Origin of the sequence: Promicromonospora sp. NPDC057488 (assembly GCF_042802395.1) — a bacterium.
GTDB lineage: Bacteria > Actinomycetota > Actinomycetes > Actinomycetales > Cellulomonadaceae > Promicromonospora.
The window spans coordinates 1-13,926 of the sequence record NZ_JBHVEG010000069.1 but is presented as its reverse complement, the minus strand read 5'-3'; the positions used below and the strand labels follow the sequence as shown (position 1 = coordinate 13,926).

Genomic DNA, 13,926 nt, shown 5'->3' with positions numbered 1-13,926 from the left:
CTACTTACAGCGCCCTCTGCACGCGACGGAATACCGGCTCGAGCGCGGGGAAGGTCCGGATGCTCCGCCTCGCGACCCGCCGCGCCAAGGAGTCCTTCCTCGACGACGGGGAGACCTGCGCCGCCGCCGCGGTCCTGCGCGCCTTGCGCCCGCGGGGCTTCTCGGCCTTCTCCGCGAAGCTGGTCTCCGCGTAGAAGACGGTCCAGTCGAGGATCTGCCGGGCGTCGTCGAGCGTCGGCTCCGGCGAGAACTCGGCGGGCAGCGTGCCCTGCACCAGCTGCTGGTACAGGCTCGACATGTCGTAGGACGTCATCCGCTCGGCGGCCTTGACCGACGCCTGCGAGTACCGGAGGTACCGCTCGCGGTCCTCGGCGAAGGCCGCGATCTCCCGGGCGAGCCCCACCGCGTCACCCTGGCGGACGGCGACGATGCCCTCGTTGTCCTGGACGGGCACCAGCCACGGCAGCTCGTACATGACCACGGGCACGCCGCGCGCCTGCGCCTCGGCGAGCGTGAGCTGGTATCCCTCGATGATGCTCGTCGTCACGAAGAGGTGTGCCGCGTCGATCGACCGGATCAGCTCCTCGCCGCGGCGCGGCCCGACGACCTTCACGTGGTCGGCCAGGCCCCGCTTCTCCACCTCGGCGGAGAGGTCCTTCACGGTGTAGTCCTTCCAGTCCGGCCCGATGACCGTGAGCTGGAAGTCGACCGACAGCCGGCGCAGCTCCTGCGCCGCGACGAGCAGCTCGACCGGCTTCTTGGTGCGCGCGTCGAGGCGGCCCCACCAGACGAGCTCGATCCGTCCGTCGGGCGCGCTCTTCGTCACGTCCATGGCGGCCGACTCGATCAGGAGCGGCGACGGCGGGTTCGGGAGGTAGACCGTGTGCTCGATACCGCGGAGCTTCCAGTACGCGACGTCCAGCGGGGACAGCGTCACCGTGGTCGCGAGCGCGCCCAGGTGGTCCGTGAGGAAGGACGTCAGGTCGTTCTGGTCGTAGATCGGCCGCAGGCCGAAGTTGTGGATCCACCCGATCGTCGGCACGCCCAGGGCGCGCGCCATCAGGGCGTACGACGGCCACTGGCGGCTGTAGAGGACCTGCTGGTCGATGATGAGGTCGATCTCCTCGTCCCGGCAGATCTGCGCCCACTCCTCGACCCGGGCGGGCAGGCCCTTGCCCTGCATCTCGATGAACTTCGCGCCCTCGGGCACGCCGTCGAGCGAGCTGTCCTTGCGGTGCGCGACGATCGTGACCTTGTACCCGGCCTCCAGCAGGTAGTGCGCCTGCGAGAGGAGCACGCCGGAGACGCCACCGGTCGTCACCGTCTTGGTGGTCAGCAGCACGCTCCGCACCGGGCGCTCACCCGCCTCGATCCGGGTGCCGGACGTCGCGAGGACCGGGAGGACCTCCGGGGTGTGGGTCACCGCCGCGAGCACGACGTCCGACTGCGGGACGCGGCCGTGCAGCAGGTCGAGGCAGGCCCCGTGCAGGTCGCTGCTCATGTTCTTCTGCAGGAAGCCGCTCACGTTCGCGATGATCGACAGCCGCGCCGACTCGTAGCTCCGGATCAGCTCCTCAGGATCCGTCCGGGTCCCCAGCAGGGGCTCGAGCGCTGGGCGGATGCTCTCGACGGAGTCGATCGCACCCATGTAGAACGCGAACTGGCCGACGTCGGCGACCGCGTGCCCGCTCCCGCCACGACGGAAGAAGTACCGGTAGAGCTTGTCGTTGATCGACACGTACTTCCGGGCACGCGCCGCCGCGAGGAACATGATGGGGAGGTCGTTGACCCGCGGGAGCACCAGGTCCGCCGGGAGCATCTCGTAGACCTCACGGAGCAGCGAGGTCCGGAAGAGGTACCGCCACAGCTGCCCCTGCGCCGCCCTGCCGACCGGGAAGAGCCCGTTGAACACCTCGTCGCCGCTGAGCGACTCGTGGATCGGGGCCAGGCGCTTCTGGTACCCGCCGACCTTCTGACCGTCCGGGTTGATGACCTCGACACCGAAGCCGACCAGGTCCGCGTTCGTCGCCTGCGCCTTCGCGTACGACTTCGCGACCGCGTCCGGGGCGAACTCGTCGTCACCGTCCACGAAGAGGAGGTACTCGCCCTGCGCCGCCATGATGCCGGCCCGCCGCCCCTGGAACGCCGAGCCGTTCCGCTCGAGGCGGATCAGCCGGATGCGCTCGTCCTTGGCCTGGTAGCGCTCGATGACCTCGCTCGTGCCGTCGGTCGAGGCGTCGTCCACGCAGATGAGCTCGAACTGCCCCTCCGTCTGGCGCAGGCAGCTCTCGATCGCGTTCCCGATCCAGGTCTCGTCGTTATGGACCGGAAGGACGATCGAGACGAGCGGTGGCGTGGTCAATGAGGTCTCCGAGGGTGGGGGCGGGCGCGCAAATCGCGGCAATCCTAGTGGCACGGGCACCCGCCGCATCAATCGGCAGGCGCGGGTCGGCGCCCGCGGGACGTGGGCTCTGCCGTCCCCTCAGCCTACGTCGTCACCTGCCGACGTCCGCGGCGGCGCGGTGATCGAGCACGTCCTCGAGAAGCACCTGGGCCCGCGCACCGAAGCTGTGCTCCTTGCGGACGTAGTCGGACAGCGCGCGCAACGACGTCTCGTCGTACCAGGCCCCGCTCTGCCCGGCGAGCACCGCGTCCAGGTCCTCGGCGGAGCCGAAACGCGCCAGGCCGCGCTCCGGGAGCACGGTCCGCGTGATCTCGTCGAGTCCCTCGACCTCGTCGGTCAGCAGCCGGCCGCCCGAGGCGAGGACGTCGAACACCCGGTTGGAGACGAAGCCGAGGTCGCGCATGTCGCCCCAGTGGTCGTTGAGCGCCCAGGCCGCCGAACGGTAGTACCGGCGGAGGATCTCGTTGGGCACGTACGTCCCGGCGACCGCCTCGGGGGGCAGGAACTCCTCCCAGTGCTCGCCGTAGACGGCGAGCGGCGTGCCGGAGGCCAGGGTGTGCATGACCACGGGCCGGGCCTCGCCCCGCGAGTTCCCCACGAACAGCGCCTTGCCGACCACCTCGGGGACGGGCTCGTCGTCGATGTAGAAGCGGTTCGGGTCGGTGCACTGCAGCAGCGGCCGGACCGGCAGGTCCCACCTGGACGAGACGTCCCGGGCCCAGCCGGGGCTCGCCGCATACCGGAGGTCGTAGGTCTTGAGCTCGCGTGCCGTCACCTCGTCGGGGTGGCTGATGACCCACGCGACGCCGGTCACGTTCGTGGGCAGCGTCGCCGCGAACAGCCCGCGCAGCGTCAGGACGACGTCGTCCGCGTACGAGCTGAACCGGGCGTCGTTGCCCCGGTGGTCGACGACGGCGTGCTGGCCGAGCGCGCGCAGCGCGTCCGCCAGCGAGTTGGCGAAGTGGAAGTCGCCCCACTGGCGCGCGCGGTCCGCCGACGGGGCCGCGGTCTTGATCGCCCAGCGCAGCGATGGCGGGGACTCCACGACCTGGACCGCACCGGGCGCGGCGGCCGGGGCACCGACACCGCGGCCCGCCTCGGCCGGGAGCCAGAGCGCTCGGGTCCAGGACCGCTGCCGCTCGGGAGCGCTCAGTGCCGAGACGCCCAGGAAGACCGGGGCGAGGCCGAAGGACCGGTAGAGGTCGGCCGACCCGGCCGGCACCTGCGGCCACGTCTTCTGGAACGCTTCGAGATCTTCTTCCGGCTGGGCCGAGCCGTCGAACGCCACGGCCCCCGCTGCCTGGATCCCCACCAGGCCGGGTACGACGACGACGGGACGCCCCTCCTGGACGGCGAGGCCCTGCGACAGGCTGACGTCGGCCCACAGGTCGCCGGTCCGGTCGTCGCCCAGCACCGCGCGGACGGACCCCGTGCGGGCCAGCAGCGGGACCGGCGCTCCGGGCACGGTGAACCACGGCGCGGGCCAGTCGACGCTGTCCGGGTGCATGCCGCCCAGGAAGGGGACCGGGTCCTTCCCGTAGGGCGGGTAGGCGATACCGGCGTCGCGGACCAGGTGCCGGCTGTTGAGCACGAGGGGATGCACGGCGGCCGCGCCGGACTCCGAGAGCGCAGCGCACCAGTCGGCGAGCGTCCCTTCCATGAACCCGTTCCGCGCGGACATCAGGAGCGTGTGCTCGCCGCGGGAGCCGTGCACCGCCGCGGTGACGGCGGCGATCGTCCCCGCCCGCCCGCGCACCGGCACGACCCGCACGTCCCAGCGAGCCAGACGGGCCAGCGCCAGCCCGACCGAGGGCCGGCGGCGTTCGCCGGGCGCGAGGAGGACGATCTCGACGCGCTGCTCGGGCCGGGCCTCCGTGGCCCGCGCCACGGGGTCGACGGCGCCGAGGGCGGCGAGCACGTCGGAGTTCGAGGTGCAGTCGGTGACCACGACGCTGATCAGCCCCGGCACGGTGTCGGCGGCCGGGCCGTCCCGCCAGGACGCCGCTCCGTCGTCGGCCGGCTCGGTCACCTGCGTCCGCAGGGCCTCGCGCACGTCGGCGAGGGTGACCCCGGCCCGCAGCCAGCCGGCGTCGGGCGCCAGCGGCAGGGTCTCCGGGTCGCCGTCCTGGAGCAGCGACTCCAGCGGGGCCCGGTCGGGACGCCCCGGACCGGGGGCACCAGCCGGGGCGAAGAGCGGCGACGTCGACCGCTCCCAGGCGCCGCTCGCGCCCTCGAGGTAGGTGACCAGCGGGTCGGTGTCGCTGCGGTTCCACCGCCTCGGGTCGAAGCGGGACGGGAAGAACAGCGGGTGCGGCGACCGTCCCGCGCGCCGGCCCTCGTCGACGTAGTGGCGCACCGCCTCTGCCCGGTCCGCAAAGTCCCGACCCGCCTGGTACTGGTACCACTCCAGGTCGAACACACCCGAGGCAAGGATCCGCTCGGCGTCGGTGCCGGTCGGCGGTTCTGCTTCGGGTGCCGCCGAGTCCTGCTCCACCTCGGACGACGTCGCTGGACCTTCTGGGGGTTGGACCACGCCGCAAGCGTAGACGGATACCTGGGCCCCGGGTAAGGGGACCCCTCCTGATGCCTACGCCGAGGGGCTCACAGCGCCCGGGCGTCCGACTCCAGCAGCACCGGGATCCCGTCCCGCACCGGGTAGGCCAGCGGCCGGTCCGGGTCGGTCGAGTGCAGCTCCGGCGCGCCGTCGGGCCCGGTCGCGTCCACCAGCTCCGCGCCCGTCACGGGGCAGCGCAGGATCTGCCGCACCCACGGCTCCAGCTGGACGGTCGGGTCGGTGCTCATGCTGCTCCTCCTGCGTCGTCGGCCTCGGCACGCACCAGCGACAGGACGTCGTCGCGCACCTTGACCATGATGTCCTCGTCGGCGGCCTCGACGTTGAGCCGCAGCAGCGGCTCGGTGTTCGAGGCACGAAGGTTGAACCACCACTGCGGGTTGTCGTCCCAGTGCGACACGGTAACCCCGTCGAGCCGGTCGACGACGATCCCCGGGTACGCGGCCTGGTAGGCGTCCAGCACCCGCCGGGTCGCCGCGGCGGCGTCGGGCACGGTCGAGTTGATCTCGCCGGAGGCGACGTACGGCTCGTACATGCCCGCGAGCGCCGACAGCGGGTGCTGCTGGCCGCCGAGTGCGGCGAGCACGTGCATCGCGGCGAGCATGCCGGTGTCGGCGAAGAAGAAGTCCCGGAAGTAGTAGTGGGCGGAGTGCTCCCCGCCGAACACCGCGTCGCGCTCGGCCATCTCCGCCTTGATGAAGGAGTGGCCCACGCGGGTGCGGACGACCTCGGCACGTGCCGCCGACAGGAGGTCGGGCACGGCCCGGGAGGTGATCAGGTTGTGGATCACCGTGGGCGTGCGGCCGGCGGCCTGCTCCTTCTCCACCTCGCGCAGTCCCACGAGGGCGGTGACGGCCGACGGCGAGACGGCCACCCCGCGCTCGTCCACCACGAAGCAGCGGTCGGCGTCCCCGTCGAAGGCGAGCCCCAGGTCGGCCTCGTTCGCCACGACGGCGGTCTGCAGGTCCACCAGGTTCGCGGGCTCCAGCGGGTTCGCCTCGTGGTTGGGGAAGGTCCCGTCCAGCTCGAAGTACAGCGGCACGATCTCCAGGGGCAGCGCCGGCAGGCCTGCCGCCTCGCCGAGCACCGCGGGGACGGTGTACCCGCCCATGCCGTTCCCGGCGTCGACCACGACCTTGAGCGGACGCAGCCCGGACAGGTCGACCAGTCCGCGCAGGAACGTGGCGTAGTCGGCGAGGGTGTCGCGGTCGGTCACGGTTCCCGTCCGGGTGCCCGACGACGGCGCGGCCGGCACCTGGCTCGCGTCGGCGGGCCGCGCGTCGTCGTCGTCCAGGATCGCCTGGGCGACCTCGCGGATGTCGGCGAGGCCGGTGGCCTCGCCGACGGGCCGCGCGCCCGCGCGGCACAGCTTGATGCCGTTGTAGGCGGCGGGGTTGTGGCTGGCGGTGAACATCGCACCCGGCAGGCCGAGCACGCCCGAGGCGTGGTACAGCCCGTCGGTGGAGCACAGCCCGATGCGCGTCACGTCCACGCCCTCGGCGGTCAGCCCCGCGGCGAACGCCTCCACGAGCTCGGGGCCGGAGTCCCGCATGTCGTGACCCACCACGACGGCGGGCGAGGCGTCGGCACCACCCGGCCCGGTGCCCGCTCCGGCCAGCACGACGACCCGGGCGAACGCCCGGCCGATCGCGCGCGCGACCTGCGGTGAGAGCTGGTCCGGGACGGTACCTCGGACGTCGTACGCCTTGATGATCTGGGAGAGGTCCATTGCCACGCGGTCAGCCTACGCGGCGCCGGGCGCCGTCCGGATCGGAACGGAACGCCCGACCAGGGTCACGGCGCCGCCGGCTCCGTCAGCCGATCACCCGCGACTCGCGCTCGGCTGCCTCCAGCCGGGCCGCGTCGGACGCCGCGACCAGGCGTCGCTGCGTCTTCTCGAGGCGGGCGTCCAGCCGGTCCAGCCGCTCCGTGACCTCGGCCAGGTCCTCGCGGGAGGCGACCTCGGTCAGGTCCTGGCGAACGTCCTCGAAGCCCTGCTTCAGCAGCAGCTCGAGCGATCGCCGACCAGCCCGGGAGCGCCGGTCCGTCAGGTACGCCGCCGCGGCAAGGAGGACGAGGCCCACGCCGGTCAGGACCAGCGCGACGGAACCTTCGACGGCCGCTGCGACGGCAGCGGCAACACCGACCAGCGCAAGTGCGGCAATCACCAGATCGAGTACGGGCGGACGACGCATGGACTATCCCCTTCTGAGGTTCTGCTGGATGGACACGGCCCGCGCCGGCGCGACACCGCCCGTCACAGACGGTGCACCTTGTCGCCCGTCGCCGCGCCGCGCGTGTCGAAGAATCGCCTCGACGCCTGCGCCAGGGCATCGACGTCGTACGAGCGGTGGTTCTGCACGAGCACCACGAGGTCGGCGTCGGCCACCGCTCGATCCAGGTCGGCGACCCGGGTCAGCGACGTCGCGCCGAGCCGCCACTCCTCGACCGCCGGGTCGTGGAAGGCCAGGTTCGCGCCCTGGGCGAGGAGGGCCTCGCCGAGCGGGCGCGCCGGCGACTCCCGCTGGTCGGCGATGTCCGGCTTGTAGGTGACGCCGAGCAGCAGGACGGTGGAGCCGCGCAGCGACTTGCTGTCCTCGTTGAGCAGGTCCTGGATCCGGCGGGCGACGTAGGCGGGCATCGTCGCGTTGATCTCCTGGGCGAGCTCCACGAAGCGGAACGGGTAGCCGAGGCGGGACCGCACGTTGTGGCTCAGGTAGTTCGGGTCGATCGGGATGCAGTGCCCGCCGACGCCCGGGCCGGGGTAGAACGCCTGGAACCCGAAGGGCTTGGTCTTGGCCAGCCCGATCACGTCCCACAGGTCGATCCCCAGCTCGTGGCAGAACCGGGCCATCTCGTTCACCAGCGCGATGTTGATGTGGCGGTAGGTGTTCTCCAGGAGCTTGGCGGTCTCGGCCTCGCGCGTGCCCTTGGCCACGACCACCGTCTCCACGAACTTCCCGTAGAAGTCCGCCGCGAGCGTCGAGGCCTCAGGGGTGGCGCCGCCCACCACCTTGGGGGTGTTGTGCATCCCGTAGACCGGGTTGCCCGGGTCGATGCGCTCGGGCGAGAACGCCAGGTGGAAGTCCGTGCCCGCCCGGAGCCCGCTGACCGACTCGAGGATGGGCTGCACCACCTCTTCGGTGGTGCCCGGGTACGTGGTGGACTCGAGGACCACGAGCGTCCCCGGCCGGAGGTTGCGCGCGATGGCCTGCGTCGCGCCCGTCACGGCGCCGAGGTCAGGCCCGCCGTCCGGGGACAGCGGCGTCGGCACGCACACGACGACGACGTCGGCGCCCTCGATCACCGCCTCGTCGGCCGTGGCCGTGAACCCCTCCGCGAGCAGCTCGGCGATCGCGGCGTCGGACAGGTCGTCCACGTGGGACCGTCCGGCGTTGAGGTCGGCGACGACCCGCTCGTTCACGTCCAGCCCCGCCACGTCGTAGCCGGCGCGAACGGCGGCCTGCACCAGAGGGAGACCGACGTACCCGAGCCCCACCACGACCAACATGGACATGCCTCTACTACCTCTCGCGTGCAGGATCGGGTGGCCCGGACACCCGCCGCCGTCGTTGGCTGCGATGGATCCCGGCCTGAGCATCCTAGGTGTACCGAGGAGGCTGTCGGTGCAGCCCAGTGCCCAGATATGGCCGAAATTCCTCCCGCTCCGAAAATTTCACCCAGGAATTTCGCCATGTGATGGCCACCCGTGCGGGCGAGTTGTCAGGCTCAGTTCTGACCGGTGAAGATAAGGCCGCCTGAGGCGCTGGTCCCGCAGGCACCTCTGAAGGGAACCCCCTTGACCACCGCAGCATCTTCTGCCGCTGATTCCACGAGCGCCGGTATCCGACGCGTCGACACCGACGTCGCGCGCGGGCTGGCCAGACAGATCGCCAGGCGCCGCGACCACCTCCGCGCGATGGCGTACACCGCGGGGCGGACCCGGTCCGGCTCGTTCCGGCGGGTCATCGCCGCCGGTATCGCACCCGACCTGACCTACGAGGAGCTCCGGGACGCCGCGCGCGCCTCCGTGAGCGAGGCCGCACGCTTCGGGCGCAAGCGCCCTGGCTGGTGGCGTGCGCTCGCCATGACCGTCGGCTACCAGAGCCTCACCCCCGAGGACCTCGCCGACGCCGCGCAGATGTACCGGGTCGCCAGGCGCCTGGCACCCGGCACGGCGTGGCGCCCGGACGAGACGCGGCTCTACCTGCAGCTGCTCCAGCTCACGGGCGCGACCGACGAGCTGGCGTCCGAGCTCGCCGCGCTCCAGGAGGTCCGCGAGGACGACCGCCTGGCGCTCGAGATCGACCTCGCCGCGGCCCGGCACGGTGTGGGCAGCGAGCAGTGGAACCACGCGCTCGACAGCCTCGTGGGGCGCTGGGACGTGCGCCCCGTTCGTCTGACCCGGGCGGGCGAGACGCCGTTCGACCGCCTCGCCGCGCCCGGGCCCAGCGGGACCGAGGACGGGCCCCTGGTCACCGTGGTGATGTCCGCGTTCCGCCCGGGCCCGGAGATCTTCTCGGCCGTGCAGTCCATCCTCGACCAGACCTGGGGCAACCTCGAGCTGCTCGTGCTCGACGACGCCTCGGGGCCCGGGTTCGACGGCGTCCTGAGCGACGTGGCCGGCCTCGACGAACGGGTCCGGGTGCTCGTCCAGCCGCAGAACCGCGGTACCTATGCCGCGCGGAACCGCGCGTTGCGCGAGGCGCGCGGCCAGTTCATCACGTTCCAGGACTCCGACGACTGGTCGCACCCCGAGCGGATCGCGCGGCAGGTGCGGCCGCTGCTGGAGAGCACGACGGTGCACTCGACGCTGACCCGGTCCGTCCGGTGCACCGAGGACCTCGGCTTCCAGCACCTGGGGATGCCGACGAGCCGCAAGAACGCGTCGTCGCTGATGTTCTCCCGGTCGGCCGTCGAACGCGTCGGCGGGTTCGACCCCGTGCGCAAGAGCGCCGACACGGAGTTCCTCGAACGGCTCACCGCGGCGCTCCCCGGCAAGCAGGTCCTGCTCAGGGACCAGCTCGCCTTCGTCCGGCTGACGTCAGGTTCGCTCTCCCGCGGAGACTTCCGGGCCAGCTGGGTCCACCCGTCACGCCGGGAGTACTCGGAGGCCTTCACGGCGTGGCACCAGCAGATCAGGGCTGGTGCGGACCCGTTCGTCTCGGCCGACCCGGCGCAACGGTCGTTCCGGGCGCCACAGAGGTTCACCAAGGACACGGGCATCTCCGTCGAGACGCCCGACCTGGAGGTGGTCCTCGCCGGCGACTTCCGCGGCGACTCGCACACCGCGGTGCCGCTGTACGACGAGCTCGTCACGCTGGTCGAGCAGGGCGTGCGGGTCGGCATCATGCAGCTGGAGCTCGCCGGCCGACCGGTCGCCACCCCGCAGCCGCTGTCCCCCGAGTTCCGCCGGCTCGTCGAGGACGGCACCGTGGCCCACGTCCTGCCGACCGACGACGTGCACACGGATCTGCTGCTGATCCACGACCCCGCGGTCCTCCAGCTGCCGACCACCGAGCCCCAGTCCCTCGATGCCGACCGGGTGGCGATCCTCGCTCACCGCGGCGGCACCGAGTCGACGAGCGGCGCGCTCTGGTCCGCCCGGGACGTCACGGCGGCGGCCCAGGACCTGTTCGGCTCGGCACCCGTCTGGGTCCCGGCAGGCCCCGGTGTGCGGGAAGAGCTCGCGGAGGTGCCCGGCCTGGTGGTGCACGACGTCGACGTCGTCGATCCGGTCCCGCCGCACCTGTGGACGGCGCGCCGGCGTCGCGCCCCGTCCGATCCGCCGACCGTCGGGTTCGCGTCGTTCGAGGGCGCCGACCTCTGGCCGACGTCCGACGAAGACTTTCTCGCCGTGTACCCCGTCGCGGACGACGTGGACGTCCGCCTGCTCGGGGCGGTCGAGCACGCACCGCGGACCGTCGGGCAGGCTCCCGACCTGCGGCCACCGACCGAGTGGCTGATCTACCGGAACGGGGACCTCTCGCAGCGCCAGATGCTCCGACAGCTCGACTACGTCCCGTGCTTCCCCGCCGACGCGGTCCGGCAGCCCCCGGCGTACCTGACCCGCGCCATGGCGGCGGGCAGCGTCGCGATCGTCCCGGAACGCTTCCGCCCGTTCTACGGCGACGCGGCCGCCTACGCGGCGCCGGGCGACGTCCTGGAGCTGGTCCGGCATCTGGAGGCGCACCCCGCGGAGCGCTCGGAGCTGGCCCGCGCGGCCGCGCGCCACCTCGGCGAACGGCACGACGCGAGCCAGTTCGCCAAGCTGGTGGTCGGCCTGCTTCCGGGAGGGGCCCGAGCACACCGCGACACGCCGGTCACGGCCACGGGCCTCCGGACGCACCGACCTACGTCGTGAGCTGACGGCGGAGACCGCCGGGTGAGCGGTGAGATCCGCCCACCCGGCGGCCGTGCGGCACCACCGGGTCTCAGCGGCCGAAGACCGCTCCGGCCCGGTGCGCGAGCACGTCCTCGAGCAGCACCGCCGCGCGCGCGCCGAACCCGTGCTCGCTCCGGACGTGGTCGGACAGCGCGCGCAGCGCCGCGTCGTCGTACCAGGCGTCGCTCCCCTCGGCGAGCACGGCGTGCAGCTCCTCGGGCGTCGTGAACCGGGCCAGACCTCGCTCCGGCCACACCGGGCGGAAGAGCTCGTCGAGGCCCTCGACGTCGTCGGTCAGCAGACGGCCGCCCGACGCGAGGACGTCGAAGACGCGGTTCGAGACGAAGCCGAGGTCGCGCATGTCGGGCCAGTGGTCGTTCAGCGCCCAGGCCGCCGAGCGGTAGTAGCGGCGGGCGATCTCGTTCGGGACGTAGATACCGGCGATCACCTCGGGCGGCAGGAACGGCTCCCAGCGCGACCCGTAGACCGCGACCGGCATGCCCGAGCTCACGGCGTGCACGGCGACCGGGCGGGCCTTGCCTCTCGAGTTGCCCACCAGCACCGCCTTGCCGACGACTTCCTCGACCGGCTCGTCGTCGATGTAGAACCGGCTCGAGTCGGTGCACTGCAGCAGCGGCAGCACGGGGAGGTCCCACCGGGCCGAGGTGGCACGCGACCAGGTCAGGCTTGCGGCGTACCGGAGGTCGTAGCCCGCGAGCTCGTCCGCCGTGACCTGGTCCGGGTGGCTGATGACCCACAGGACGCTCGTCACGTCGGCGGGCAGCTGTGCGGCGCGCAGCCCGCGGAGCATGAGGACCACGTCGTCGCGGTACGACGTCTCGCGGCCGTCGTTCGGCCCGTAGTCGACGACCACCTGCTGGCCGAGCCCGCGCAGGGCGGCGGCCAGCGAACCGGCGAAGTGGAAGTCGCCCCACTGGCGGGCGCGCTCGTCGGCCGGCATCGCCGTCTTGATCGCCCAGCGCAGCGCAGGGGGCGCCTCACGTACCTCGAGGTTCGCGGACATGCCCGGCGCGGACAGCCACAGCGCACGCGTCCAGGACTCAGGCTGGTCCGGCACGGTCAGCGCGGCCAGCCCGGTGAACACCGGTGCGAGGCCGAAGGCCCCGAACAGGTCCGCAGAGCCCGCCGGCACCCGGCGCCACGCGGCACGGAACGCCGACAGGTCTGCCGACGGCTCCGCGGTGTCGCCGAACCCGCCGTCGGCGGAACGCCCGGCGACCAGGTCGCTGACCACCACGACGGGGCGCTCCTCGTGCGCGGCGAGCCGCTGCGACAGGTCGATGTCGGCCCACAGGGCGCGTGGCCGGCCCGGCCCCCGCACGGCTCGCACGGAGGCCGTGCGGGCGAGGAGCGGTGCCGGGGCACCCGGCACCGGGAACCGCGCGGGCCACGGCACGCTGTCGGGGTGCACACCCCGGAGGAACGGCACCGGGTCCTTCCCGTTCGGTGGATAGGCCACCCCCGCGTCGCCGACCAGCAGGTCGTCGCCCAGCACCACGGGGTGCACGGCGGCGGCGCCCGACTCCGTGAGCGCGGCGAGCCAGTCGCGCAGCGTCCCCTCCCGGAAGGTGTGTCGCGCCGACATCAGCAGCACGTGCTCGCCCCGGGCCTCGTGGGCGGCCTCGTCGACCGCGGCGGAGAGGCTCAGGTCGGCGGGCGCGGGCACGACCCGCACCTCGTTCCGGGCGAGACGAGCCAGTGCCAGCCCGACCACGGCCTGACGGCGCTCAGCAGGCGCGACCAGCAGCACCTCGACGGGCTGTGCGGGCTGTTCCTCCCCCGCCCGGGCGGCCCGAGCGATCGCGTCGAGCGCGGCGGTGACGTCCTTCGTCGTGCCGCAGTCCACGACCACGACGCTCACGAGACCGCTCACGGTGTCGGCCGCCGGACGGGCGTCCCACGTCGTGTCGTCACCCGGCTCGCGCAGCTCCGCCCGGAGCGCCTCGCGCACGTCGGTCAGCGTCACCCCGTCGCGCAACCAGCCGGCGTCGGGCGCCAACGGCAGCGCCGCGCCAGGGCCGTCGTCCTCCAGAAAGGCCACCAGGGGGCTGCGGTCGGCGCTCCGCAGGTCGCCGAGAGACGCCGGGTCGAAGAGCGGCGACGTCGCGGCTCCCCAGTGGTCCGCCCCGCGGAGGTAGGTGACCAGGGGGTCGGTCCTGTCGCGGTCCCACCGCTGGGGCCGGAAACGCTCGGGGACGAAGAGCGGGTGGGGGGACAACCCCGCCGGCCTGCCGTGCTCGAGGTAGTGCCGCACAGCGGCGGAGAGGTCCGCGAACGTCGTGCCCGCCTGGGCCTCGTACCACTCGGTGTCGAACGCCCCCGAACCGAGGACCGTACGGACGGCCGCCATGGTCGGGGGGTTCATCGGTCCACCCCTCGGCGGTGAGCTGCCTGGCCGACGCCGTCCGTGAGCGTCGTCATGATCCTGGTGAGGTCGAGTGTCACGGCGTCAGCCTAGGGAACACGGACGGCCCGACGCGATCAGGTCTGCCCCGGTCTGCGGGTCGGGGTGTCCCGGCCGCCTTCCGGCGGCCGGGGCACCCC

The 13,926-nt window shown here is 72.8% G+C and carries 8 protein-coding genes; 1 reads left to right on the top strand and 7 read right to left on the bottom strand.

Translation table 11 applies throughout. The features are described 5' to 3' along the window. Window positions 1-4: 4 nt before the first annotated feature. The 6 genes from ACFU5G_RS15565 to ACFU5G_RS15540 form a co-directional block, all read right to left on the bottom strand. A complete protein-coding gene (locus ACFU5G_RS15565; protein ID WP_377246198.1) occupies window positions 5-2,362 on the bottom strand; it encodes a glycosyltransferase in 2,358 nt (785 codons plus the stop codon). Between the two features lie 133 nt (window positions 2,363-2,495). Continuing rightward, window positions 2,496-4,937 (bottom strand): hypothetical protein, encoded by a 2,442-nt coding sequence (locus ACFU5G_RS15560; protein WP_377246195.1) that lies wholly within the window; start codon window positions 4,935-4,937, stop codon window positions 2,496-2,498. A 68-nt stretch (window positions 4,938-5,005) separates the two neighbouring features. Continuing rightward, complete coding sequence (locus tag ACFU5G_RS15555; RefSeq protein ID WP_377246192.1) at window positions 5,006-5,206, bottom strand: Trm112 family protein; 201 nt, start codon at window positions 5,204-5,206, stop codon at window positions 5,006-5,008. Next, window positions 5,203-6,705, bottom strand: a complete 1,503-nt coding sequence (locus tag ACFU5G_RS15550) for a phosphomannomutase/phosphoglucomutase (RefSeq protein ID WP_377246240.1) — start codon at window positions 6,703-6,705, stop codon at window positions 5,203-5,205. Before ACFU5G_RS15550 ends, ACFU5G_RS15555 begins: the two co-directional genes overlap by 4 nt. 85 nt (window positions 6,706-6,790) lie before the next feature. Next, complete coding sequence (locus ACFU5G_RS15545; protein ID WP_377246190.1) at window positions 6,791-7,144, bottom strand: hypothetical protein; 354 nt, start codon at window positions 7,142-7,144, stop codon at window positions 6,791-6,793. 89 nt (window positions 7,145-7,233) lie between these two features. Further along, a complete protein-coding gene (locus ACFU5G_RS15540) occupies window positions 7,234-8,493 on the bottom strand; it encodes a nucleotide sugar dehydrogenase (protein WP_377246187.1) in 1,260 nt (419 codons plus the stop codon). A gap of 282 nt (window positions 8,494-8,775) precedes the next feature. Here ACFU5G_RS15540 and ACFU5G_RS15535 point away from each other — a divergent pair, with 282 nt between their 5' ends. Further along, window positions 8,776-11,340: a glycosyltransferase gene (locus tag ACFU5G_RS15535; RefSeq protein ID WP_377246184.1), complete on the top strand. Its 2,565-nt coding sequence runs from the start codon at window positions 8,776-8,778 to the stop codon at window positions 11,338-11,340. A 70-nt stretch (window positions 11,341-11,410) separates the two neighbouring features. Here the strand turns inward: ACFU5G_RS15535 and ACFU5G_RS15530 are convergent, their stop codons facing one another. Beyond that, window positions 11,411-13,747, bottom strand: coding sequence for a glycosyltransferase (locus ACFU5G_RS15530; RefSeq protein WP_377246181.1), 2,337 nt, complete (start codon window positions 13,745-13,747; stop codon window positions 11,411-11,413). Window positions 13,748-13,926 lie beyond the last annotated feature (179 nt).